The organism is Streptomyces sp. NPDC003393 (genome assembly GCF_053589015.1).
Genome location: NZ_JBSFRB010000010.1, coordinates 163,936 through 189,206 on the forward strand (window position 1 = coordinate 163,936; position 25,271 = coordinate 189,206).

A 25,271-nucleotide genomic window follows, 5' to 3' on the forward strand; every position below is an offset into this window, starting at 1 on the left:
ACGCATAGTGCTCGACGTCAACTTCTTCGACGAGCTCCGGATCGGCCTGGCCACCGCTGACGACATCCGTCAGTGGAGCCACGGCGAGGTCAAGAAGCCCGAGACCATCAACTACCGCACCCTCAAGCCCGAGAAGGACGGCCTCTTCTGCGAGAAGATCTTCGGCCCCACCCGGGACTGGGAGTGCTACTGCGGCAAGTACAAGCGCGTCCGCTTCAAGGGCATCATCTGTGAGCGCTGCGGTGTCGAGGTCACCCGCGCCAAGGTGCGCCGTGAGCGGATGGGCCACATCGAGCTGGCCGCGCCCGTCACGCACATCTGGTACTTCAAGGGCGTCCCGTCGCGCCTGGGCTACCTGCTCGACCTGGCCCCGAAGGACCTGGAGAAGGTCATCTACTTCGCGGCGTACATGATCACGTACGTCGACGAGGAGCGCCGCACCCGCGACCTGCCCTCGCTGGAGGCCCACGTCTCCGTCGAGCGCCAGCAGATCGAGCAGCGCCGCGACGCCGACCTGGAGGCCCGGGCCAAGAAGCTCGAGACCGACCTGGCCGAGCTGGAGGCCGAGGGTGCCAAGGCCGACGTGCGCCGCAAGGTGCGCGAGGGTGCCGAGCGCGAGATGAAGCAGCTGCGCGACCGCGCGCAGCGCGAGATCGACCGCCTCGACGAGGTGTGGACCCGGTTCAAGAACCTCAAGGTCCAGGACCTCGAGGGCGACGAGCTGCTCTACCGCGAGCTGCGTGACCGCTTCGGCACGTACTTCGACGGTTCGATGGGTGCCGCGGCGCTGCAGAAGCGCCTGGAGTCCTTCGACCTGGAGGAGGAGGCGGAGAAGCTCCGCGAGATCATCCGCACCGGCAAGGGCCAGAAGAAGACCCGCGCCCTGAAGCGGCTGAAGGTCGTCTCCGCGTTCCTGCAGACCTCCAACAGCCCCAAGGGCATGGTCCTGGACTGCGTCCCGGTCATCCCGCCGGACCTGCGTCCGATGGTGCAGCTGGACGGTGGCCGCTTCGCGACCTCCGACCTCAACGACCTGTACCGCCGTGTCATCAACCGCAACAACCGCCTGAAGCGGCTTCTCGACCTCGGCGCGCCCGAGATCATCGTGAACAACGAGAAGCGCATGCTCCAGGAGGCCGTCGACGCGCTCTTCGACAACGGCCGCCGCGGCCGCCCGGTCACGGGCCCCGGCAACCGTCCGCTGAAGTCGCTGTCCGACATGCTCAAGGGCAAGCAGGGCCGCTTCCGTCAGAACCTGCTCGGCAAGCGAGTCGACTACTCGGCGCGTTCCGTGATCGTCGTCGGCCCGCAGCTGAAGCTGCACCAGTGCGGTCTGCCGAAGGCGATGGCGCTGGAGCTGTTCAAGCCGTTCGTGATGAAGCGTCTGGTCGACCTGAACCACGCGCAGAACATCAAGAGCGCCAAGCGCATGGTCGAGCGCGGCCGCACGGTCGTGTACGACGTGCTGGAAGAGGTCATCGCGGAGCACCCGGTTCTGCTGAACCGTGCGCCCACGCTGCACCGCCTCGGCATCCAGGCCTTCGAGCCGCAGCTGGTCGAGGGCAAGGCCATCCAGATCCACCCGCTCGTGTGCACCGCGTTCAACGCGGACTTCGACGGTGACCAGATGGCCGTGCACCTGCCGCTGTCCGCGGAGGCGCAGGCCGAGGCCCGCATCCTGATGCTGTCCTCGAACAACATCCTCAAGCCCGCCGACGGCCGTCCGGTGACGATGCCGACCCAGGACATGGTTCTCGGTCTGTTCTTCCTCACCACCGACGGCGAGATGCGGGACGTCAAGGGCGAGGGCCGCTCGTTCGCGTCGGTCGCCGAGGCGATCATGGCGTTCGACGCCGGCGAGCTGTCCCTGCAGTCCAAGGTGGACATCCGCTTCCCGGTGGGCACCATCCCGCCGCGCGGCTGGATTCCGCCGGTGGCCGAGGAGGGCGAGCCGGAGTACCAGGCCGGCGACAGCTTCCGGCTGAGGACCACGCTGGGCCGTGCCCTCTTCAACGAGCTGCTGCCCGAGGACTACCCGTTCGTCGACTACGAGGTCGGCAAGAAGCAGCTCTCCGAGATCGTCAACGACCTCGCCGAGCGCTACCCGAAGGTCATCGTGGCGGCGACGCTCGACAACCTGAAGGCGGCCGGCTTCTACTGGGCCACCCGCTCCGGTGTCACCGTCGCCATCTCCGACGTCGTCGTCCCCGAGGCGAAGAAGGAGATCGTCCGCGGCTACGAGGCGCAGGACGAGAAGGTCCAGAAGCAGTACGAGCGCGGTCTGATCACCAAGGACGAGCGCACGCAGGAACTCATCGCGATCTGGACCAAGGCGACCAACGAGGTCGCCGAGGCGATGAACGACAACTTCCCGAAGACCAACCCGATCTTCATGATGGTGAACTCGGGTGCACGAGGCAACATGATGCAGATGCGTCAGATTGCCGGTATGCGTGGTCTGGTGTCGAACGCGAAGAACGAGACCATCCCGCGTCCGATCAAGGCGTCCTTCCGCGAGGGTCTGTCCGTGCTGGAGTACTTCATCTCCACGCACGGTGCCCGTAAGGGTCTGGCGGACACCGCGCTGCGTACCGCCGACTCGGGTTACCTCACCCGTCGTCTGGTGGACGTCTCGCAGGACGTCATCATCCGCGAGGAGGACTGCGGCACCGACCGCGGCCTCAAGCTCAACATCGCGGAGCGCGGGGCGGACGGCGTGCTGCGCAAGGCGGACAACGTCGAGACGTCCGTGTACGCGCGCTGCCTCGCCGAGGACATCGTGGTCGACGGCCAGGTGCTGGCCCCGGCCGGCACCGACCTGGGCGACGTCCTCATCGAGGAGCTTGTGGCCCGGGGCGTGGAGGAGGTCAAGACCCGCTCGGTCCTGACCTGCGAGTCCGCCGTCGGTACCTGCGCGATGTGCTACGGCCGTTCGCTCGCCACCGGCAAGCTGGTCGACATCGGTGAGGCGGTCGGCATCATCGCCGCCCAGTCCATCGGTGAGCCCGGCACCCAGCTGACGATGCGTACCTTCCACACCGGTGGTGTGGCCGGTGACGACATCACCCAGGGTCTGCCGCGTGTCGTCGAGCTCTTCGAGGCCCGTACCCCGAAGGGTGTCGCCCCGATCTCCGAGGCGGCCGGTCGCGCCCGCATCGAGGAGACCGAGAAGACCAAGAAGATCGTCATCACGCCGGACGACGGCAGCGACGAGACGGCCTACCCGATCTCGAAGCGTGCCCGTCTGCTGGTCGGCGAGGGCGACCACGTCGAGGTGGGCCAGAAGCTCACCGTGGGTGCCACCAACCCGCACGACGTGCTGCGCATTCTGGGTCAGCGCGCCGTCCAGGTCCACCTGGTCGGCGAGGTCCAGAAGGTCTACAACTCGCAGGGTGTGTCGATCCACGACAAGCACATCGAGATCATCATCCGGCAGATGCTCCGCCGCGTGACGATCATCGAGTCCGGTGACGCCGAGCTGCTGCCCGGCGAGCTGGTCGAGCGCTCGAAGTTCGAGACCGAGAACCGTCGTGTGGTCCAGGAGGGCGGTCACCCGGCCTCCGGTCGTCCGCAGCTGATGGGTATCACCAAGGCCTCGCTGGCGACGGAGTCCTGGCTGTCGGCCGCCTCCTTCCAGGAGACGACCCGAGTCCTGACGGACGCGGCGATCAACGCCAAGTCCGACAGCCTCATCGGCCTCAAGGAGAACGTCATCATCGGTAAGCTCATCCCGGCCGGTACGGGCCTGTCCCGCTACCGCAACATCCGGGTCGAGCCGACCGAGGAGGCCAAGGCCGCGATGTACTCGGCCGTCGGCTACGACGACATCGACTACTCGCCGTTCGGCACCGGCTCCGGCCAGGCCGTTCCGCTGGAGGACTACGACTACGGTCCGTACAACCAGTAAGCGAGCAGCATGACCGGAGGGCGGTCACCCCGATGGGGGTGGCCGCCCTCCGGCCTTTGAACGCGCGGTCGGCCACCGGGCCGTGACGATCACCGTCGCCACGGCGGCGAGGGCACCGACGCCGGCCGGCGGCGACGAGAGCGCTCCAGAGCGTCCAGCCGTGCGCGGCCAGGCCGGGAGCAGGGTCTGTATGCCCCGGTACGGCCATCACCCGGGTCACGCCCGTGGCGACGGCCAGGGCCGGACGGCGGGGCGGCGCAGGAACGACGAGGCGGGACCGCCGGAATCGGAAGGAGACCGGCGGTACGGCCGGTCGGACGAGGGACCCGGGTCGGCTGTACCCGGCTCGGCCGCCGCGCCGACCGCGACGGAATAGCGTGCGCGCACGCAACTGAGTGCGGAAACCTCGCGCACGCGCGAGGACACATGCCGAGGGCCGGTGGACGCGGTGCCGACAGCGAACAGGCTGACCAGCCGACCCGCCGGGCATCCACACCGGGACCGGTCTGCGATGCCGCCGCGGCTGGAGAAGGCGGCCCGCGTCCTGCTCCGCCGACGAGCGTGGACGGATGTACGCGATCCTCTCCTCGCCACCCTCACCGCGGAGTGGCGGGCCCGGCTTTCCGTGGCAGGTTCGTCATTGCCGTCGAAGACCCGTGATCAGTACGTTCCTGCCAACAGCGTCGTTTGTCTGCCGATCGCGAGGGGGGCACGGTGGATCAAGGGGTAGCAGCACTCATAGGCGCCGCGATCGGTGGTGCGACTGCGACCTTGGCGGCCCTGATCGCCAGCCGGGCCTCGCGTCAGCAGGCTCGTGCCCAACATCACTTGTGGCGATCCCAGGCGCGTCGCGAGGTGTACACCGCCTACACCGCGGCGCTCGACGCGGCCTTGGACGCCATTGACCCGGTCCGTACACAGGCCACCAAGCTGCTCGTCGCGTACCTGCGGCCGGCCGGAGCGGTCGAGAGTGTCGTACTGGAGCAAGCAGGCGAGGCGAGGGCGGAGGAAAGGCGACGCGCCCAGGAGCTTGTCGATGCCCTGCGCCCCTTCGGCGCGAAAGCCGCGCTGGAGGGGCCGGAGTCTGTTCGCGCAGCAGTGCGCCGTCTGACGCGCGACGTCGGCGGCTACCTTGCTTCTTGCCTCGCGACTGTGGAGTCCGCCACCGCCTTCAGGGACGAGGCCCTCCGGGCCCTGGCGCAGGAGTCGATGAATGAACGGCAGCAAGCCGTAAAGCTCTCACGCGAGGCATTCTTCCTGGAAGTCGCCGAGGCTCTGAAGAGCGAGCCACCGCGTTGAGGGCTCATGAGGTCACGGAGCCCGGTCGCCCGTCGCCTCCCCCGGTGCTCGCCCGTCCTCGGGTGCCGGCGCCGCCGTCCCCGTCGTGTCCGGCAGGAACTGCTGGACGACCCTGACGAACATCTCCCGCCGGTCGGCGGGTACCTCCAGCAGGTCCGCGATCTCCTCCAGCGTGGGGCGGCGGCCGAACTCGGCGCGGGGTGCACCAGCGTGGGGGCCGGCCAGTTCCTCCGTGGTCAGCCTGCCGGAGCGGATGAGCATGTCCCGCACCGGGACGCCCAGCACCCGGGCGAGCCGGCGCGTCGTCTCCAGGTCCGGCATGCTCTGCCGCCGCAGCAGGCGGGTGACGGCGGCGCGGTGCACCCCCGCCTCGTCCGCGATCCGGGACTTGCCGCCCCCGCGCGGGCTGTCGATGTCGTAGCCGCGCTCCCGCATCAGGTCCTCGACCCACGCGGCGAACACGTCCAGTGCCTGGCTGGTCATCCGTGTGCTCGTTTCCCTAGCAGGGCCCCCGAACCTAGCTTGCTTGCGCGCGCGATATTACGTGCTCTCGCGCAAGGGCCGCCGCCTTCGTTGTGGACGCGACGCGTAGGTATTCGGACGTCTACGAACACCCCTGCCGACGCGCGGGCCCGGGCGGCGGGCGGACCCGGGCTCCCAGCTCCTGTACGGCGCTCCTGGTTCGCGTCGCGCTGTCACCTGTGATAGTGAGGTGAGGATGGGAGGAACCGCAGGCAGGGCGGCGAAGCCGACGCGCGGAGAGTCCCGGCGCGCCGGTGCTGCGGCCTGTCTTCGGGCCGCAGGGCGCTTCTGTTTTGACCGGAGTGAGTGTGCTGGGTACGCTCAGACCTTGTGCCTGGGGTGTGCCCTGGCTCCCGTGCGTGCCTACAAACCGCCAGGGGGCCGTCACCGGCCACCGCAATCTGCGCTTCTTTCTGCCTTGCGGCGGGAGTCCGCGGGATTCGACACACCCGACCGCGTGGGTCGGCGAAGTTCCAGGTTAGCTGTACCCATCGGCACACAGAAACCGGAGAAGTAGTGCCTACGATCCAGCAGCTGGTCCGCAAGGGCCGGCAGGACAAGGTCGAGAAGAACAAGACGCCCGCACTCGAGGGTTCGCCCCAGCGCCGTGGCGTCTGCACGCGTGTGTTCACGACCACCCCGAAGAAGCCGAACTCGGCCCTCCGCAAGGTCGCGCGTGTGCGTCTGACCAGCGGCATCGAGGTCACCGCTTACATTCCGGGTGAGGGACACAACCTGCAGGAGCACTCCATCGTGCTCGTGCGCGGCGGCCGTGTGAAGGACCTGCCGGGTGTTCGCTACAAGATCATCCGCGGTTCGCTCGACACCCAGGGTGTCAAGAACCGCAAGCAGGCCCGCAGCCGTTACGGCGCCAAGAAGGAGAAGTAAGAATGCCTCGTAAGGGCCCCGCCCCGAAGCGTCCGGTCATCATCGACCCGGTCTACGGTTCTCCTCTGGTGACCTCCCTGATCAACAAGGTGCTGCTGAACGGCAAGCGCTCCACCGCCGAGCGCATCGTCTACGGCGCCATGGAGGGTCTGCGTGAGAAGACGGGCAACGACCCGATCATCACGCTGAAGCGCGCGCTGGAGAACATCAAGCCGACCCTCGAGGTCAAGTCCCGCCGTGTCGGTGGCGCCACCTACCAGGTGCCGATCGAGGTCAAGCCCGGTCGCGCCAACACCCTCGCGCTGCGCTGGCTGGTCGGTTACTCCCGCGCCCGTCGCGAGAAGACCATGACCGAGCGTCTGCTCAACGAGCTCCTCGACGCCTCCAACGGCCTGGGTGCCGCTGTGAAGAAGCGCGAGGACACGCACAAGATGGCCGAGTCCAACAAGGCCTTCGCGCACTACCGCTGGTAGTCGCAGTCCACATCGAGACCGAGAGAAGACTGAAGCCTTATGGCTACCACTTCGCTTGACCTGGCCAAGGTGCGCAACATCGGCATCATGGCCCACATCGACGCGGGCAAGACGACCACCACCGAGCGGATCCTGTTCTACACCGGCGTTTCGTACAAGATCGGTGAGGTCCACGACGGCGCTGCCACCATGGACTGGATGGAGCAGGAGCAGGAGCGTGGCATCACGATCACCTCTGCTGCCACCACCTGCCACTGGCCGCTGAACGACGTCGACCACACCATCAACATCATCGACACGCCGGGCCACGTCGACTTCACCGTCGAGGTGGAGCGTTCCCTGCGTGTGCTCGACGGTGCCGTGACGGTGTTCGACGGCGTCGCCGGCGTCGAGCCCCAGTCCGAGACGGTGTGGCGTCAGGCGGACCGCTACGGCGTTCCGCGTATCTGCTTCGTCAACAAGCTCGACCGCACCGGTGCCGAGTTCCACCGCTGCGTCGACATGATCACCGACCGTCTGGGTGCCCAGCCGCTCGTCATGCAGCTGCCGATCGGCGCCGAGGCGGACTTCAAGGGTGTCGTCGACCTGGTGACGATGAAGGCCCTGGTGTGGTCCGCCGAGGCCACCAAGGGCGAGATGTACGACACCGTCGACATCCCGGCCACGCACACCGAGGCCGCCGAGGAGTGGCGCGGCAAGCTGCTCGAGGCCGTCGCGGAGAACGACGAAGAGCTGATGGAGCTGTACCTCGAGGGCGAGGAGCCCACCGAGGAGCAGCTGTACGCGGCGATCCGCCGTATCACCATCGCCTCCGGCAAGGGCAGCGGCACCACCGTGACCCCGGTGTTCTGCGGCACCGCGTTCAAGAACAAGGGTGTCCAGCCGCTGCTCGACGCGGTCGTGCGCTACCTGCCGTCCCCGGTCGACATCGAGGCCATCGAGGGCCACGACGTCAAGGACCCCGAGACGGTCATCAAGCGCAAGCCGTCCGACGAGGAGCCGCTGTCGGCGCTGGCGTTCAAGATCATGAGCGACCCGCACCTCGGCAAGCTCACCTTCGTCCGGGTCTACTCGGGCCGCCTGGAGTCCGGCTCCTCGGTGCTGAACTCCGTCAAGGGCAAGAAGGAGCGCATCGGCAAGATCTACCGCATGCACGCCAACAAGCGTGAGGAGATCGAGTCGGTGGGCGCCGGTGACATCGTCGCCGTCATGGGCCTGAAGCAGACCACCACCGGTGAGACGCTGTCCGACGACAAGAACCCGGTCATCCTGGAGTCCATGGACTTCCCGGCGCCGGTCATCCAGGTCGCCATCGAGCCCAAGTCGAAGGGCGACCAGGAGAAGCTCGGCGTCGCGATCCAGCGCCTGGCCGAGGAGGACCCGTCCTTCCAGGTCCACTCGGACGAGGAGACCGGCCAGACCATCATCGGCGGCATGGGCGAGCTGCACCTCGAGGTGCTGGTCGACCGTATGCGCCGTGAGTTCAAGGTCGAGGCCAACGTCGGCAAGCCGCAGGTCGCCTACCGCGAGACGATCCGCAAGTCCGTCGAGAAGGTCGAGTACACCCACAAGAAGCAGACGGGTGGTACCGGCCAGTTCGCCCGCGTCATCATCGCGATCGAGCCGATCGAGGGCGGCGACGCCTCGTACGAGTTCATCAACAAGGTGACCGGTGGCCGTGTGCCGAAGGAGTACATCCCTTCGGTCGACGCCGGCGCGCAGGAGGCCATGCAGTTCGGCATCCTCGCCGGTTACGAGATGACCGGTGTCCGCGTGACGCTGCTCGACGGTGCCTACCACGAGGTCGACTCCTCCGAGCTCGCGTTCAAGATCGCCGGTTCGCAGGCCTTCAAGGAGGCCGCGCGCAAGGCCGGCCCCGTGCTGCTCGAGCCGATGATGGCCGTCGAGGTCACCACGCCCGAGGACTACATGGGTGAGGTCATCGGCGACATCAACTCCCGCCGTGGCCAGATCCAGGCCATGGAGGAGCGGGCGGGTGCCCGCGTCGTGAAGGGTCTCGTGCCCCTCTCGGAGATGTTCGGCTACGTCGGCGACCTCCGCAGCAAGACGTCGGGTCGCGCAAGCTACTCGATGCAGTTCGACTCCTACGCCGAGGTTCCGCGGAACGTCGCCGAGGAGATCATCGCGAAGGCCAAGGGCGAGTAACTCTCCCGAGTTCCAGCCTTTAGGCTTGACTCCGGAGCCTCGTGGGGCATTCCGCCCCTTCCGCAGCGAAGCGGGAGGAATGCCCCGGGGATCCGGGCCATCCAGCAAAGATCACCTGGCGCCGATGAAGTAAGGCGTACAGAACCACTCCACAGGAGGACCCCAGTGGCGAAGGCGAAGTTCGAGCGGACTAAGCCGCACGTCAACATCGGCACCATCGGTCACATCGACCACGGTAAGACGACCCTCACGGCCGCCATTACCAAGGTGCTGCACGACGCGTACCCGGAGCTGAACGAGGCCACCCCGTTCGACAACATCGACAAGGCTCCCGAGGAGCGCCAGCGCGGTATCACCATCTCCATCGCGCACGTCGAGTACCAGACCGAGGCGCGTCACTACGCCCACGTCGACTGCCCGGGTCACGCGGACTACATCAAGAACATGATCACCGGTGCGGCGCAGATGGACGGCGCCATCCTGGTGGTCGCCGCCACCGACGGCCCGATGCCGCAGACCAAGGAGCACGTGCTCCTGGCCCGCCAGGTCGGCGTTCCGTACATCGTGGTCGCCCTCAACAAGTCCGACATGGTGGACGACGAGGAGATCATGGAGCTCGTCGAGCTCGAGGTCCGTGAGCTCCTCTCCGAGTACGAGTTCCCGGGCGACGACCTGCCGGTCGTCCGTGTCTCCGCTCTGAAGGCGCTCGAGGGCGACGAGAAGTGGACCCAGTCCGTTCTCGACCTCATGAACGCCGTCGACACCGCGATCCCGGAGCCGGAGCGCGACGTCGACAAGCCGTTCCTGATGCCGATCGAGGACGTCTTCACCATCACCGGTCGCGGTACGGTCGTCACCGGCCGTATCGAGCGTGGTGTCCTCAAGGTCAACGAGACCGTCGACATCATCGGCATCAAGCCGGAGAAGACCTCCACCACGGTCACCGGCATCGAGATGTTCCGCAAGCTGCTCGACGAGGGCCAGGCCGGTGAGAACGTCGGTCTGCTGCTCCGCGGCATCAAGCGCGAGGACGTCGAGCGCGGCCAGGTCATCATCAAGCCGGGCTCGGTCACCCCGCACACCGAGTTCGAGGCGCAGGCCTACATCCTCTCCAAGGACGAGGGTGGCCGCCACACGCCGTTCTTCAACAACTACCGCCCGCAGTTCTACTTCCGCACGACGGACGTGACCGGCGTGGTGACCCTCCCCGAGGGCACCGAAATGGTCATGCCGGGTGACAACACCGAGATGAAGGTGGAGCTCATCCAGCCCGTCGCCATGGAGGAGGGCCTGAAGTTCGCCATCCGTGAGGGTGGCCGGACCGTCGGCGCCGGCCAGGTCACCAAGATCGTCAAGTAATTCGGACGACCTGACCTGGTAGCTCCTGCGAGCACCTGAAGGGGCCCGTACGACTTCGGTCGTACGGGCCCTTTCGCATGTCCGCGCGCCCTCCGGTACGGCGGCGTCGGCGCGGCCGGCCGGGCCGCGGCGGCGCCATGGCCGCGCCCCCGGGCGGTCCCGGACGCGGCGGTCAGGGCGGGCGCGTGCGCGCCGCGAATACGAAACTATTCGGCGCGCACCGCCCCTGTTCCTCAGGAGTCACTCCCACCACCATTTGTCATGCCGCTAACCAAATTCGATCGGGAGGGGTGTGGCAGCATGTCTGCGCACGTCAGCCGCAGAGCCGTACTCGGGGCCGGCCTGGCCGCGGTGCCGGTGGTGTCGTCGTCGGGAGCCGCCTGGGCGGCGGGAGAAGAGGGGAACAAGGGCGCGAAAGCCGCCGGTGGGGGAAGCCACGGGCTGCGCCGGACGGACCCGGGCGAGTACGTCTCCTTCTCGCCCGCGCCCCCGGCGCCCGGGGCCTTCCCCCTGGTCGGCGCCCCCGTCCTGGTCAGCGACCACGACCACCCGGGTGTCGTACGGGCCGCGGCGGACCTGCGCGGCGACATCCAGCGGGTCACGGGCGTACGCCCCGGCAGCACCATCGCCCGGTACGCCGTGCTCGTCGGGACCCTCGGCCGCAGCCCGCTGATCGACGGCCTGGTGAAGTCCGGCAAGCTGGACGTCAGCGGCGTCCGGGACCGCTGGGAGACCTCCCTCCAGGCCGTGGTGAACCACCCGATGCCTGGGGTCGAGCGCGCCCTCGTCATCGCGGGCAGCGACCCGCGCGGCACCATCTTCGGCGCCTACGACGTCTCGTACGGCATCGGCGTCTCCCCCTGGCACTGGTGGGACGACGTGCGGCCGGTACGCCGGAACCACGTCTGGATCCTCCCGGGCCGGTTCACGCAGGGCACACCGACGGTGAAGTACCGGGGCGTGTTCATCAACGACGAGAACCCGGCGCTCGGCACCTGGGCCCCGGAGTACTTCGGACCGGGCAAGGCGGAGGGCTACCCCGGCGGCTTCAACGCCGACTTCTACGCCAAGGTCTTCGAACTGCTGCTCCGCCTGAAGGGCAACTACCTCTGGCCGGCGGTGTGGGGCCGCGCCTTCGCCGAGGACGACCCCGACAACCACAAGCGGGCCGCCGAGTACGGCATCGTCATGGGCACCTCCCACGAGGCCCCCATGATGCGCGGCATCGAGGAGTGGAACCGCCACGCCACCGCCGCCGTGCGGGACTCCTCCGGCGCGATCGTCACCCCGGGCCACGACCCGTACGGCGGCACGGGCGAGTGGTCGTACGTGCGCAACGCGGACGCCCTGAAGAAGTACTGGCGGGACGGCATCCAGCGCATGGTCGACCAGGGCTTCGAGGGCGTGGTCACCCTCGGGATGCGCGGCAACGGCGACACCAGCCTGCCCGACGGCGACGGCATCGAGCTGATGCGGGAGATCATGGCCGCGCAGCGCCAGATCCTCGAGGAGGTCACCGGCAAGCCGGCCGACCGGACCCCGCAGGTGTGGACGCTGTACAAGGAGGTGCAGCGCTACTGGGACCGCGGGCTGCGGGCGCCCGACGACGTGACGGTCGTCCTCACGGACGACAACTGGGGCAACATCCGCAAGCACCCCGACCCGGCCGGGCCCCCGCGCGACGGCGGCTACGGCCTGTACTACCACTTCGACTACGTGGGCGCGGGCCGCAACTACAAGTGGGTCGACACGGCCAACCTCCGCAACACCTGGGAACAGCTCCACCAGGCCCACGCCTACGGCAACCACGGCCTGTGGGTGGCGAACGTGGGCGACCTGAAAGGCAACGAACTGCCGACGGAGTTCTTCCTGAACTACGCCTGGAGCCCGGACAGCTGGCCACAGGAACGGCTGACGGAGTGGGAGCGGCGCTACGCCCGCCAGAACTTCGGCGAGGCGCACTCCGCCGACACGGCCGAAGTGCTGGCGACGTACGGCGTGTTGCAGGCCCGCCGCAAGCCGGAACTGCTGAACCGCCGTATCACGCTGCAGGACGGCAAGCCGGTGAACGACGACCAGCAGACCCCGTACTACTTCGCCCACCGCGAGCTGGAGCGGGTCACCGAGGAGTGGCGGGACCTGGCGAAGAAGGCGGACCGGATCGCCCGCAAGCTGCCCGCCGGCGCACGGGACGCGTGGTTCGAGCTGGTGGGCTACGAGGTGGAGGCCACGGCGAACCTGTACGAGGTGCGCCGGGCGGAGTTCACGAACATCCTGTACGCGGGACAGGGCCGAGCCGCCACCAACGCCCTCGCGGACCGGGCGGAGGCGGCCTTCGACAAGGACCTGGCCCTGGCCGACCGCTTCAACACCCAGGTCGCGAACGGAAAGTGGAAAGGCTTCCAGACCCAGCCCCACATCGACTACGGGGACGTGGACCGCTACGGCCCGAACGCACCCTGGCAGCAGCCGGAGAAGGACAACGTGGCGCTCCCGGACGTGCTGTTCCCGGCGGTGAAGCGGATCGACGTGCCGAAGGCCGCCGAACTGGGGGTGTCCGTGGACGGCGCCGAGGACGCGGGCACATGGTGGCCGGGCGGTGCGGGCTCGGAAGAGGCGGAGCTTCCCGAGTTCAGTCCCTACCAGACCCGCCCGCAGCAGTACGTGGAGATCTTCAACCGGGGCCGTACCCCCTTCGACTACCGCGTCGAGACCTCCGCCCCGTGGCTGAAGGTCGACCGCACCAGGGGCCGGGTCGACCAGCAGGTGCGCCTGGAGGCACGGGTCGACTGGTCCAGGGTCCCGGCCGACGGGGCGTCCGGCACACTGACGATCACGGGCGCGGGCGGCACGGTGACGGTCTCCTGCACGGCGAGCAAGCCGTCCAAGCGGGTCGCGCGCGGCCTGCGCGGCTTCGTGGAGGCAGGCGGCTACGTCGCCATCGATGCCGAGCACTACGACCGGGCGGTGGGCGAGTGGCGCCGCCTGGACGGCATCGGCCGGACGACGGCGGGCATCATGCCGTGGCCGGTGACGGCCCCCCGCCAGACCCCCGGCGGCTCCTCGCCGCACCTGGAGTACGAGGTGACCCTGCTGACCCCGGCCCCCGGCGAGGTGACGGTCTGGGCCGAACTCTCCCCCCGCAACCCCGCACTCGCGGACGGCCAGGGCGGCCTTCGCTACGCCGTCTCCTTCGACGACCAGACCCCGCAGACGGTCGACATCATCGCGGCCACCGGCTCGGACGACGGCACCATGAACAACCAGTGGGCCATGAACACCTCGGACAACATCAACCGCACGGCCACCCGGCACACCCTCACGAGCGCGGGCGTGCACCGCCTGAAGTTCTGGATGGTCGACCCGACGGTGGTGGTGCAGCGCCTGCTGATCGACGTGGGCGGCCTGCCGGAGACCTACCTGGGGCCGCTGGAGAGCAGGAAGGTGTGACGCAGGGGGAGTGACCCTCCGGTCGTCACCCTTCCGAACGGAGCCTGTGCCGCTGCGCGGCGCGGGCTCCTTTCGCTTCGGGCGCACTGCCCGGCTCGGGACTGTCACGGGATGTAGCTACAGTTGTCCCCGAGGCTTCCGCTTACGAACTCACGGGGGAGGACGTTGTGTTGCCGAGCGATGCCGGTTCCGGGCCGGGTGACGAGCCGTCGCCGTTTCTGTCGGGGATGGCGGGGATGTTCGGGGCGACCGGTGCCGCCGCCGCGGGAGCCATGGCGGCTCTGGCGGCGGAGTACTCGTCGTTCACGGAGTTCAAGAAGAGAGTGGACGCCCTGATCCACGATCTGAAGGGTTCCGAGGCCGGCCCGGGCAAGGTCGGCAAGGGCCGGCTCGCGCGCCACGAGTTCGGTGGCGGAGAGGGCGGGTGGTCGGAGGCGAGCGGCCTCCACACGGCGTACGAGACGGTCATCGGTGAACTGGAGACGCTCTCCAAGCTGCTGTCCGACTCCATGGAGGGCATGGGCATCGCGGTCGTGGCCTCGCACAAGGGCTACCAGAACATCGACATCGACGTCCGCAGGCGCATGGCGGCGATCAGCGCGGAGACGACCGATCACTACGGCGGCGCCTACGACCCCTCCCTGCCCCGGAAGGCCCACGGTCAGGGCGACACCGGGGCGCATCGGGACCACGGGGCCGAGCAGCCGCCGGCGGGCGACTCGGGTGGCACGATCTGATGACGACGATTGTCCTGGGTACGGCGACGACGGGGGAGACCTGATGGCAGGGGCCGGCAAGGGGAGCGGCGGCGGTACGTCCTTCGAGAGCATGAGCCACGAGCAGATGCTGGCGTGGCTGGACCAGGCGAACGCCGGCGAGGTGCAGGCCGCCGCCGACCGCCTGACCACGGCGGCCAAGGAGATTCGCAAGATCGCGGAGGAGCTGAAGGTCCGTCCGCAGTGGGTGTCGTGGAAGGGGGACGGCGCGGAGGCGTTCCGTACCTGGGCCGACGACCTGGCCAACTCCACCCTCCGACTGGGGGACTTCAGCGAGGGCGCCGCGAAGTGGCTGGGCCACGCCTCGGGCGCGATCGCCACCGCGCAGGCGTCGATCCCCCGCGACACCAAGAGCGCCCAGGCCAACCTCGACGCGGCGAACGCCGCCCACAACGACCCGGACGCCGCCGCCATCCGTGCCAAGTCCGCGGGCGAACTCGCCGCCCTCAAGGCCGACCGCGAGAAGGTCCGCCTGGAGGCGGCGGCCCAGATGCGCAAGCTGGGGCAGTCCTACGAGCAGTCCGCGACGCAGATGAACTCGCTGGAGCGGCCGAAGTTCCCGCCGCCGCCCACGTCGATCACACCGGCCTTCGACCAATCGTCCGAGGACATCGCTCGCCCTGGGGGCGGTCCCGCGGAGAGGACAGACACCGGAGGCGTCAGTTCGGGAACGGCTCGCAGTACAGGGGCCGCAAGCATCCAGCACCGGGTTTACCCCGGAACTGGAGCGGATGTGCTCACGAGTACGGTGCCGTCCGGTCACCTGCCTCCCCCGGCGATCGAGCCCGCCACGCACGTCGGCATCGACTCGGTGACTGTGCAGCCAGAGGCTCACCAGCGCTCCACCGGCTCCGTGGACGTACCTCCCACCACCGCCCGCCCGGACACACAGACACCGTTGCCGACGAACGGTCCGGTTGCACCCTCCCCTCGGGGGCCCGTTCGGGGGCCCGTGTCTCTGCCTTCGACATCGGGCGGCACCGGAAGAGCCACCGGCGGAGGCCGCTTGCCCTCCCAGCCGACGCAGGGATCCGTGGGGCGTACCACGGGCCGTGGCCTGGCCGACGTCAGCCGTACCCCTGGCCGTGATCTGCCCACGTCGACCGGGCCGGTCGGCCGCGCCATCTCGAATCAGAATCCGCCAATCGGTCGGGGTGGCACATCCGGCTCAGGAATCACCGGTGGGCGTCAGGCTGCACCCTCGAGTACTGGCAGGTCGACGGGTCGGGCACTTGGTCCCTCGCTCGGAGGGCAGCAGGCAGCGGGTCGTGGTGTGACCAGCCGCCTGCCGAACGCAGGAGCGACGGGGCAGCCTGCCGGTCGGACTTCGGGGCCCGCCACCACGGGACGCTCTGGCGCCACACCGCGCGACGGAATCGTTGGCGGTACGCCACAGAGAGCCGGGAGCGCTCCGACGCGACCCGGCGCACAGGTACCCTCCGCACCGACGCGGGGAGGTATCGCGGGCGGTGTGCCCAGTGAGTCTCCTGCGCAGCGTGGCGTTCGCGGTGCTCCGAATGGAGCAAACCGTCGCACGCGGCAGCGGAATGACAGACAGAAGAACGATCGCCGAAACGAACCGCCGACCACCGACTGACGATCAGGGGATACCAACACCATGCACATGCCCGGGGCCCACACGCGTCACAGAGGGATCCGTGCAGTGGCCTCAACGGTCCTTGGCCTGCTGCTCGTGGGAGGTGCAGCAACGCATGCGCAGGCGGACTCCACGCGCTCCAAGCAGTGGCACCTGGACGCCATGCACGCGGAGGAGATATGGCGGACGAGCACTGGCAAGGGCATCACGGTCGCGGTGATCGACAGCGGAGTCGACCCGACCAATCCGGACCTGAAAGGGCGGGTGCTCGACGGAAAAGATCTCGCCCTCGCGAAAAGTGCCGGCGATGAACACACGGACTACGACGGCCACGGTACGGGGATGGCCGGCCTCATCGCTGGAACCGGCGCCTACGGGGGCGGAAAGGGCGCATTCGGTCTCGCTCCAGGTGTCAAGATCCTTCCCATTCGCGTACCTTCGGAGGACGAGGACTCGATGGGCTTCGGAAGGCCTGCGTACTTCAGCAAGGCCATCCGCTATGCAGCCGATGAGCACGCTCAGGTCATCAACATCTCCATGGGGTCGTCAATCGGCACTCCCCAGCTCACCGCTGCTGTCAAATACGCCCTGGATCGCGGCTCATTGATTTTCGCTGGTGTGGGCAACAACGCTGAAAAGGACAACCCGGTTCTGTACCCAGCCGGAACCCCGGGTGTCGTCGGTGTCGCAGCGGTCGGCAAGAACCTCCGGCGCTCCTCCTTCTCCGAGTACGGCTCCCAGGTGGACATGGCCGCCCCAGGTGAGGACATGGTCCACGCGTGCGGCGGCAAGACGGGCCTGTGCAGGACGGACGGCACCAGCGACGCCACCGCCCTCGCCTCCGCCAGTGCCGCGCTGATCTGGTCCAAGCACCCGACCTGGACCAACAACCAGGTCCTCCGCGTCATGCTCAACACCATCGGGGCCCCCACGAACGGCGCCAAGCGCAACGACTCGATCGGATACGGGATCGTGCGGCCCCGCATCGCGCTGAAGGATCCGGGCGATCCGGGTCCGGCGGACGTCTATCCGCTGCCGGACCTCGCAGCGGCGGAGTCGTCGGCGCCGGCCACGCCCTCTGCCTCGCCCTCGGGCAAGGCTGAGGATTCCGGCGCCGGGCAGGACGAGACCGCCGCCGCAGGCGCGTCCTCCGTGGACGGCGGTGGCAGCGGCCTGCTGTGGGTCGGGCTGGGCGCCGGCGCGGTCGTGGTCGTGGGCGGGGCCGTGGCGGCCGCCGTCCTCGCCAGGCGTCGGCGTTCCGGACGGAAGATCAGCAGGGAGGACGCGGTGGCCGCCGCCTCCCACCATCTGAACGCCACCGCGTACCCGGAGAAAGCCGGCTCCGTGGTCGTCTTCCCGGATTCGGGGATCGACTTCGTCTACGGCTGGACCTTCCGCTTCGACTTCAGAGAGCACATGGAGACAGGAGACCCGTCGAAGGCCCCGTTCAGCGCGGCCGTCGTCGTACCGCACTCCGGGACGAGCCCTCATCTGCCTCCCACGCACCTTCCGGTGGCCCAGTACATGGAGATGTGCGCCGCCGGTACCTGGCCTCCGGTCCAGGCCCGCTGACGGTCGGCGGGTGGCGGTCCCGGCGCGGCGGGCGGTCTCGATGGCGCCGGGGCGCGGGACCGGAGACGGGGCCTGACCGTGGCCGCCGTGCGGCTCAGTGCGCCAGCGCGATGCCGAAGGCGTCGCCCGTCGCTGCCCGCCGAGAAGCCGAGGTCCCCCTCGGCGAGGGCGGTGGCCCATTCGAGCGTGCCCGGCCCCACCTCGAGGATCGTGACCGTGCCGGCCGCGTTGCCGGGGGCACCCGACTCCAAGAAGAACACCGAGATCGTCGGCGGTGACACCAACCGCAGCAACAAGCGGCTGCCCTCCGACCCCGCCGGCTGGCAGGACGGCGACGGCACCCTCGCAGCGGGGCCACCTCCTCGCCCGCGAACTGGGCGGGCGTGGCCGAGAGCCGCGGAACCTGGTCAAGCTGTACAAGGCGGCCAACAGCCCGATCATGCAGACCTTCGAGGGCAAGGTGAGGGCCCGCCTCGACGCGGGGGAGACCGTCTTCTACACGGCCATCCCCACCTATGCGAAGAGCGGCCAGACCGTGCCCGACACAGTGCAGTTGGTGGCCCTGGGAGACCAGGGACATGTTGGCCGCTGCACGGTGTACAACACAGTGAATGGGCTCCCCAAGGGCGGAGGCGGACTGGACCCTGGTTGTCAATGAGCATTCCGGTGTTTATTCGGTGCGGTGCGGAAGGGGGCTGTGTACGGTGCCCGGATGGCGTCTCAGCGTATTCTTCTGCCGCGCTCGACACCGGCCGCCTCGGGGGTGTCGTCCCGTTCCATCACCGCGCTGCTGGACCGGCTCCAAGCACGGTCCGTGGAATGTCACTCCCTCGTGATCGTGCACCGCGGTCACGTCGTCGCCGAAGGGTGGTGGGCGCCGTACTCGGCCGAGCGTCCGCACCTTCTCTACTCGCTGACCAAGTCGTTCACCTCCGTCGCCGTGGGGCTCGCGATCGCCGACGGGCTGCTCTCCCTGGACGATCGGGTGGTGGACGTGCTGCCCGACCACGTCCCCGCCGACGTCTCGGAGCGGGGCGAGCGGATCACCGTGCATCACCTGCTGTCCATGACGGCGGGGCATGTCGCAGACAGCCTGGACGAAGCCTGGCGACTGGAACCCGACGACCTGGTGAAGGGCTTCCTGCGGGTGCCGTTCCCCGCTGTCGAAGGGACCCGGCACGCCTACGACAACTCGACCACCTACGTCCTGGCGAGAATGGTGGAACGGGTGACGGGCCGTGGTCTGCCGGAGTTCCTCGACGAGCGGCTGTTCGAGCCGATGGGCGTCGAGCAGGCCGAATGGGACCGGGTGAAGAGCGGTGCCGCCTTCGGATTCCATGGGCTGCACCTCACGACCGAGTCCATAGCCGCCTTCGGTGAACTGCTGCTGGGGGGCGGCCGCTGGGGCGACCGGCAGCTCGTCCCGCGCGCCTGGGTCGAGCTCGCGACGAGACGGCACATCGGCTGCGGGCCCGCCGAGGAGGGCGGACCGGACGCCCCCGACTTCTCCCACGGCTACGGCTACCAGTTCTGGATGTCGCCCCACGGGTACCACGGTCATGGTGCCTTCGGACAGCAGTGCGTGGTGGTCCCGTCCCACGATCTCGTGGTCGCCGCGACCGCCCAGACGGAGGCCCAGGATCTCCTGGACGCCCTGTGGGAGTGCCTGCTGCCCGGTGTGGGCCATGCGGACAGCGCCCAGGACGACGAGATCCTCGCCGATCGGCTGCGGCGGTTGTCCTTGCCGTCGGTGCCCGGTTCGGCCCGTCCGGGGCGTTCGGTCACCGCGAGACTGGACGCCCGCCCCGAGGGCTCGGCGCTGCCCGACGGGACGACGGTGACCGTCGAGCCCACAGGCGGCGGATGGCTTGTCCGCTGCGGGTCGCTCCACTTCGAGGTCGGCCACGGTGCCTGGCGGGAGAGCTCCCCCCTCGGGCGGCCTGTCGTCGCAGCCGGAGCCTGGCAGGGCGGCAGGTTCGTCGCCGATCTCTACGTCATCACCACCCCGCACCGCGTCCGGCTGGTCGTCGACGCCGACGCGGCGACCGCGACGGCGACGTGGAGCACGGTGCCCCTCACCGGCCCCGACCTGAGGTTGCATGTCCGGTCGCCGCTCATGACACGGCCGGACGTCGCGTAGGAGGGGCCACCCTCTCGAGACGGCGCCGGCCGTGGGCGGACCCGCCGGTACGACTTTGCGTCTCAGATGGTGAGAGGGGCGCGGCCTTGCTGGCCTCGGTGTTTACACCGGAGTAACACTGGGAGGTCCCGCGCGCGGCAACGGCGCCGAGCGTCCACCAGCGCATCACCGGTATCGCACCGGTGGTCGCCGTCCCAGAAGGGGACCCCGTGACGACCACCCGCCCCGACGCCCAGAGCCGGCTCGACGCGCTCCGCAGGGAGATCGAGCGTCGCAACCCCGCCCAGCCCGAGTTCCACCAGGCCGTCCACGAGGTGCTGGAGACGCTCGGGCCCGTGCTCACGGCGCGGCCGGAGTACGCGGACGCCGGGCTGATCGAACGGCTGTGTGAGCCGGAGCGGCAGATCATCTTCCGGGTGCCCTGGCAGGACGACAGGGGACGGGTGCACGTCAACCGGGGGTTCCGGGTGGAGTTCAACAGTGCGCTGGGCCCGTACAAGGGCGGCCTGCGCTTCCACCCGTCCGTGAACCTCGGCATCATCAAGTTCCTCGGCTTCGAGCAGATCTTCAAGAACGCTCTGACCGGGCTCGGCATCGGCGGCGGCAAGGGTGGCAGCGACTTCGACCCGCACGGGCGCAGCGATGCCGAGGTCATGCGGTTCTGCCAGTCGTTCATGACGGAGCTCCAGCGGCACATCGGCGAGCACACCGACGTCCCGGCCGGGGACATCGGGGTCGGGGGTCGCGAGATCGGCTATCTGTTCGGGCAGTACCGGCGGATCACCAACCGGTGGGAGGCCGGCGTGCTCACCGGCAAGGGGCCCGGGTGGGGCGGGTCCGCGATCCGGCCGGAGGCCACGGGGTACGGGAACGTGCTGTTCGCGGAGGCGATGCTGCGCGAGCGCGGTGAGGACCTGGAGGGGCAGACGGTCGTCGTCTCCGGGTCGGGCAATGTCGCCATCCACACGATCGAGAAGCTTCTCACCCTCGGCGCCAACCCGCTGACCTGCTCGGATTCCGGCGGGTACGTGGTGGACGACAAGGGCATCGACCTGGAGCTGCTGAAGCAGGTCAAGGAGGTCGAGCGGGAGCGGATCAGCACGTACGCCGAGCGCCGGGGCGCCTCCGCGCGGTTCGTGCCCGGCGGCCGCATCTGGGAGGTGCCGGCCGACGTCGCGTTGCCGTCGGCCACGCAGAACGAGCTCGACGAGCAGGACGCGGCGGCCCTCGTCCGCAACGGGGTGAAGGCGGTGTCCGAGGGCGCCAACATGCCGACGACACCGGAGGCCGTGCACCTGTTGCAGCGTGCCGGGGTCGCCTTCGGGCCGGGCAAGGCGGCGAACGCGGGCGGTGTCGCCGTGAGCGCCCTGGAGATGGCGCAGAACGCCTCCCGTACGGCCTGGTCGGCCGCCCGGGTGGAGGAGGAGCTGGCGCGCATCATGAGCGAGATCCACAACACCTGCCACGAGACCGCCGAGCGCTACGGCGCCCCCGGCGACTACGTGACCGGCGCGAACATCGCCGGTTTCGAGCGGGTCGCCGACGCGATGCTGGCCCAGGGTGTGATCTGACCCACCCGGATCCCCCGTCGATCCGCTGAACCCGCGCGCGGGGCCACCGAGCGGGTGGTGGGGTGTCGGCAGGACACGAGGCTTCCGTGCCGTCGGGAGAGGCGTTCGCCGTCTCGACCCGTCGGCACGGGAGCCTCGTTCGTTCTCTGTCCGCCGTCCTTGTCCGGTCATGCGAGTCAGCTCGGAGATGTTCGGCTCCGCACCGCCGCCTCAACACGAACTCACTCCGTTCCAGCCTCGCTCGCCCTACGGCGCGGCCATTGGCATCGGGTGAGTTCGCGTCGGCGGTCGGCGGTCGGCGGTCGGCCGAGCAGGCCGGGGCTCGGCAATCCACCCGATCCCATATAAAGGCCGTAGATATGATTAATTGACGCGCCGGTGAAATTCTGTAGATATGCCTTGCATTTGAGCTATAACGCTATGAGTAGTGATCGTTCCGATCTGCTCACCTCGATAAGGGGATTCGGGTGCAAGGCAGTCAAGTGCGTTGCACGGCCGCGGTATGTGCCTGGGCCGTCGTACTCCTCGGCGTGTTGCCCGGCCTCGTTCTCCAGAACATCAGTGTTCGTTTCGGGGCGGCGCTCGCCGTGCAGTGCGTGGTCGTGGCGCACAGCGGTGGGGCGCTCACCCGGGTGCTGACCGGCACCTCCGTGCGGCTGGCCGCACTCGGTTTCTGGCTCTTCACCTACGTATGGCTCGGGCTGGCGCCGCTGGCGATGCTCGCCACCGACACCTACCCCGAGGGATACCGGACCGGCCCGGACACCGCGTTCGCCGCCACCGCCCTGACCGAACTCGGGCTCATCGCCTACAGCGCCGGAGCGGCCCTCGGCGCCAGGCGCGCGGCCGGCCGATCGGTCGTCCTCGAACCGCTGCTCTCCCGCCGGATCGCCCCGGTGCGGGCACTGCTCCTGTGCGTTCTGTCGGTCGTCGTCGCGATCCTGCTCATCCCCCGGATGGGCGGGGCGGGCGTCTTCCTCAGCAGCCGACAGGCCCTGGAACAGGTGGGCGCCGCCGGAGAGACGGCGAAGGCGCTCGTGATCTCGATCCTCGCCGCCCCCGCCTTCTGGGCGCTGGCCGCCCTGCTGCACCTGCCGTGTCGGAGACCGGGCGACCGGCTCCTGCGCGCCGTCCGCCTGCTGCTGCTCCCGCTGTTCCTCGGGCTCAACGCGGTCGTCAACAACCCGATCAGCAGGCCTCGCTTCTGGGTCGGCGCCGTCCTGCTGGTCCTGCTCTTCTCATGGCGCCGGTTCAGCCGGCCGCGAGCCTTCCGCCTCACGGCGGCAGCGCTCACGGCCGTGGTGCTGCTCGTCTTCCCCTACAGCGACTACTTCCGCACCGAGAAGCGGGAAGCCATCCAGGTGCTGAGCCCGGCGGAGCAGTTCACCACCAACAGGGACTACGACGCCTTCCAGCAGATGCTGGTCGGTGTCGACTACGTGAAAGAGGCCGGCTTCTCACCGTCCGCGGCGCTCGGCCCGGCCCTGTTCATGGTCCCGCGCTCGGTATGGCCCGGGAAACCCGAGCCCGTCGCCACGACGCTCGCCGACCACGCGGGCTACCGGTTCGAGAACCTTTCCGCGCCGCTGTGGATCGAGAGCTGGCTGTGGGGTGGCGTTCCCGCCGTGGTGGCCGTCTTCTGCCTGCTGGGCGCGGCCGGGCGCCGCATGGACGACATCCGCGAACGGCTCCGAGACAGGCGCGCCACGCTGGCCGTGCTGCTGGTCCCGGCCTTCGCCTTCTACCAGATGATCTTCCTGCGCGGCAGCCTGCCGGCGATCATGGCGCCGATGACGCTGTTCCTGGCCCTTCCGCTCTTCATCAGCTCGTCCGCCGCCCGGTCGCCCCGTTCTCCTTCACCGGCGTCTCCGCCCGCGAACGCCGACCCCGTAGCGATCCCCGCACAAGGAGGCCTCAGTGTCCAGTCCCACCGGCTTCGATGACCAGTACGTCGAACGGGACCAGCTCCGCGACCAGCTGCGCCAACTGCTGAGGTACCCCCTCGCGATCGCGACGGGAATCGTCCTCGGGCTGCTCGGCGGGCTGCTGCTGGTGCAGCTCCGGGCGGGCGGTTACACCTCCACCGCCGACGTTCTCGTCCGCCCGAAGGTGGACCCGATCAGCACCTACGGCGTGTCCGTCGACAACCAGGTGAGCATGGGCACGGAACGGCAGATCGGCGAGAGCGCCACCGTCGCGGACCGTGCGGCACGGGCGCTGGGCCAACCGTCCCGGGCCGCCGCGCTCTCGGCGGACCTGCGCGTCACGAATCCCCCCGGCACCCAGATGCTCAGCTTCGCGTACACGGCGGCGAGCCCGCAGCGCGCGGCCCAGGTGGCCAACGCGTTCGCACGGGCCTACCTCGCCGATCGCCAGGACCGGACCCGGGCGACGGTGCAACGGATGACGAGTGGGCTGGAGCAGCAGCTCGAAGTGCTGGCCGGGAAGAAGAGCACCGCGAAGACGGACGATCTGACCGCCGCGGACCGCCGGGACCAGATCAACGCGCTGCAGAAGCGGATCTCGGACGTCCGGGCCTTCGACACCAGCGGCGGCGACATCGTGCGCGTGGCCCAGCCGCCGGCGCGGCCCGCGGGACCGAGCAGACGTGCGCTGATCGGCATCGGCCTGCCGGCAGGTCTCCTCCTGGGACTCGTGCTCGCGTGGCTGAGGTCCGTGCTCGAACCGCGGGTGCGCTCGGTCGGCGAGGTCCAGGCGGTGCTCGACGCCCCTGTGCTGGGCATCCTCCCGGCCCGCGGCACGGGAAGCGGCAGGAACGAACTGCTCCAGGTCGGCCGGGTCGCCGGCAGCCGTGCGGAGGCCTACCGGACTCTCGCCTACCGGCTCCGACACGGCGAGGACGCCCCGGGCGGGCGCACTCTTCTGGTCGTGGCGCCCAGGCGGGACGGCAACGCGGAGGCCGCCGCGGTGAACATCGCCGCGGCCCTCACCGAGTCCGGTGACGACGTGCTGCTGGTGGACGCCACCGCGGGCACGCGGGGCATCTCGTCGCGGCTGCCGCTCGCCCCCGGCGACTCCGGTCCCGGCAGCGAGGCGGCCGCCCTGCCTGAGGGCCGGGTCGCCGTCGACGCGGGCTCGGCCGGGCGCTTCCTGCTCCTTCCGGGAACACGCGGCACCGACGACGTCGCGGCCTCCGCCACGGTGACCCGTGCGCTGTCGTGCGCCGATTCCGGTACGACGGTCATCGCCGTCACCCGGCCGCTGCTCGAACACACCGACGGCCCGGCCGTGGCCCAACGCGTCGACGGGGTCCTCGTGGTGGGCGGTGACCACACCAGGCGCGACGACCTCAAGCGGCTGCGGGAGCAGATCGGTTGCTCCGGTGGTCGCATCGTGGGCGCGGTGCTCGACGCCGACGTACGGCGCAACTGGAGGCATCGGCCGAAGAAGAACCGGGCCACGACGCCGGCCTCGTCCGTGCCGGAGGCCGCCGAGTCGCCCGTGCCCGGACAGCAGGCCGACGGCACGGCGGCGAAAGAGGAACTCGCGCAGCCGTAGGGCGCCTCGTCCGGGCAGGACGACACGCTCAC

Annotated in this window: 15 protein-coding genes and 1 pseudogene; 15 read left to right on the forward strand and 1 reads right to left on the reverse strand. The window is 69.3% G+C overall.

All coding sequences use genetic code 11. The features are described 5' to 3' along the window. The first annotated feature begins 7 nt into the window (after positions 1-7). Together ACWDUZ_RS13610 and ACWDUZ_RS13615 are read left to right on the forward strand one after the other, a co-directional pair. The gene (locus ACWDUZ_RS13610) at positions 8-3,907 is read left to right on the forward strand and encodes a DNA-directed RNA polymerase subunit beta' (RefSeq protein WP_451631984.1); all 3,900 of its coding nucleotides are present in this window, start codon (positions 8-10) and stop codon (positions 3,905-3,907) included. Positions 3,908-4,762: 855 nt separating this feature from the next. After that, entirely contained in the window at positions 4,763-5,206 is a 444-nt protein-coding gene (locus ACWDUZ_RS13615; RefSeq protein WP_451631985.1) for a hypothetical protein, read from the forward strand. A 12-nt stretch (positions 5,207-5,218) separates the two neighbouring features. On the opposite strand, the gene ACWDUZ_RS13620 is transcribed toward ACWDUZ_RS13615, so the two are convergent. Continuing rightward, positions 5,219-5,689 (reverse strand): helix-turn-helix domain-containing protein, encoded by a 471-nt coding sequence (locus tag ACWDUZ_RS13620; RefSeq protein ID WP_451631986.1) that lies wholly within the window; start codon positions 5,687-5,689, stop codon positions 5,219-5,221. 555 nt (positions 5,690-6,244) lie between these two features. Between ACWDUZ_RS13620 and rpsL the strand changes: the two genes are divergently transcribed. The 13 genes and pseudogenes from rpsL to ACWDUZ_RS13685 all read left to right on the forward strand — a co-directional run bounded on the left by rpsL (position 6,245) and on the right by ACWDUZ_RS13685 (position 25,239). After that, the gene (rpsL, locus tag ACWDUZ_RS13625) at positions 6,245-6,616 is read left to right on the forward strand and encodes a 30S ribosomal protein S12 (protein WP_003948652.1); all 372 of its coding nucleotides are present in this window, start codon (positions 6,245-6,247) and stop codon (positions 6,614-6,616) included. 2 nt (positions 6,617-6,618) lie between these two features. Further along, a complete protein-coding gene (rpsG, locus tag ACWDUZ_RS13630; RefSeq protein WP_003992340.1) occupies positions 6,619-7,089 on the forward strand; it encodes a 30S ribosomal protein S7 in 471 nt (156 codons plus the stop codon). A gap of 39 nt (positions 7,090-7,128) precedes the next feature. Then, positions 7,129-9,255 carry an elongation factor G gene (gene fusA / locus ACWDUZ_RS13635; RefSeq protein WP_451631987.1) on the forward strand — a complete coding sequence of 709 codons (2,127 nt, stop codon included), beginning with the start codon at positions 7,129-7,131 and terminating at the stop codon, positions 9,253-9,255. A 165-nt stretch (positions 9,256-9,420) separates the two neighbouring features. Continuing rightward, on the forward strand, positions 9,421-10,614 hold the full coding sequence (tuf, locus tag ACWDUZ_RS13640; protein ID WP_451631988.1) for an elongation factor Tu: 1,194 nt from the start codon (positions 9,421-9,423) through the stop codon (positions 10,612-10,614). A gap of 300 nt (positions 10,615-10,914) precedes the next feature. Then, positions 10,915-14,064 carry a glycosyl hydrolase 115 family protein gene (locus ACWDUZ_RS13645; protein ID WP_451631989.1) on the forward strand — a complete coding sequence of 1,050 codons (3,150 nt, stop codon included), beginning with the start codon at positions 10,915-10,917 and terminating at the stop codon, positions 14,062-14,064. Between the two features lie 236 nt (positions 14,065-14,300). Beyond that, complete coding sequence (locus ACWDUZ_RS13650) at positions 14,301-14,801, forward strand: hypothetical protein (RefSeq protein ID WP_451631990.1); 501 nt, start codon at positions 14,301-14,303, stop codon at positions 14,799-14,801. Between the two features lie 1,732 nt (positions 14,802-16,533). Further along, entirely contained in the window at positions 16,534-18,009 is a 1,476-nt protein-coding gene (gene mycP, locus ACWDUZ_RS13655) for a type VII secretion-associated serine protease mycosin (protein ID WP_451631991.1), read from the forward strand. A 274-nt stretch (positions 18,010-18,283) separates the two neighbouring features. Then, on the forward strand, positions 18,284-18,667 hold the full coding sequence (locus tag ACWDUZ_RS13660; protein ID WP_451631992.1) for a DNA/RNA non-specific endonuclease: 384 nt from the start codon (positions 18,284-18,286) through the stop codon (positions 18,665-18,667). Between the two features lie 54 nt (positions 18,668-18,721). Continuing rightward, on the forward strand, positions 18,722-20,149 hold the full coding sequence (locus ACWDUZ_RS13665) for a serine hydrolase domain-containing protein (protein ID WP_451631993.1): 1,428 nt from the start codon (positions 18,722-18,724) through the stop codon (positions 20,147-20,149). A gap of 209 nt (positions 20,150-20,358) precedes the next feature. Continuing rightward, positions 20,359-21,720, forward strand: coding sequence for an NADP-specific glutamate dehydrogenase (gene gdhA / locus ACWDUZ_RS13670; protein ID WP_451631994.1), 1,362 nt, complete (start codon positions 20,359-20,361; stop codon positions 21,718-21,720). Between the two features lie 178 nt (positions 21,721-21,898). Further along, positions 21,899-21,979 (forward strand): annotated as a pseudogene (locus ACWDUZ_RS13675) (GDP-mannose 4,6-dehydratase); the annotation flags it as partial. Positions 21,980-22,250: 271 nt separating this feature from the next. Next, positions 22,251-23,663, forward strand: coding sequence for a hypothetical protein (locus ACWDUZ_RS13680; protein WP_451631995.1), 1,413 nt, complete (start codon positions 22,251-22,253; stop codon positions 23,661-23,663). Then, positions 23,638-25,239: a hypothetical protein gene (locus ACWDUZ_RS13685; RefSeq protein ID WP_451631996.1), complete on the forward strand. Its 1,602-nt coding sequence runs from the start codon at positions 23,638-23,640 to the stop codon at positions 25,237-25,239. Before ACWDUZ_RS13680 ends, ACWDUZ_RS13685 begins: the two co-directional genes overlap by 26 nt. The last annotated feature ends 32 nt before the right edge of the window (positions 25,240-25,271 follow it).

What these genes read in the sequence shown, in the direction of transcription:
- fusA (WP_451631987.1), top strand. Translation starts at nt 7,129, where the DNA reads ATGGCTACCACTTCGCTTGACCTGGCCAAGGTGCGCAACATCGGCATC.
- ACWDUZ_RS13665 (WP_451631993.1), top strand. Translation starts at nt 18,722, where the DNA reads ATGGCGTCTCAGCGTATTCTTCTGCCGCGCTCGACACCGGCCGCCTCG.
- rpsG (WP_003992340.1), top strand. Translation starts at nt 6,619, where the DNA reads ATGCCTCGTAAGGGCCCCGCCCCGAAGCGTCCGGTCATCATCGACCCG.
- ACWDUZ_RS13645 (WP_451631989.1), top strand. Translation starts at nt 10,915, where the DNA reads ATGTCTGCGCACGTCAGCCGCAGAGCCGTACTCGGGGCCGGCCTGGCC.
- ACWDUZ_RS13620 (WP_451631986.1), bottom strand. Translation starts at nt 5,689, where the DNA reads ATGACCAGCCAGGCACTGGACGTGTTCGCCGCGTGGGTCGAGGACCTG.
- ACWDUZ_RS13650 (WP_451631990.1), top strand. Translation starts at nt 14,301, where the DNA reads ATGTTCGGGGCGACCGGTGCCGCCGCCGCGGGAGCCATGGCGGCTCTG.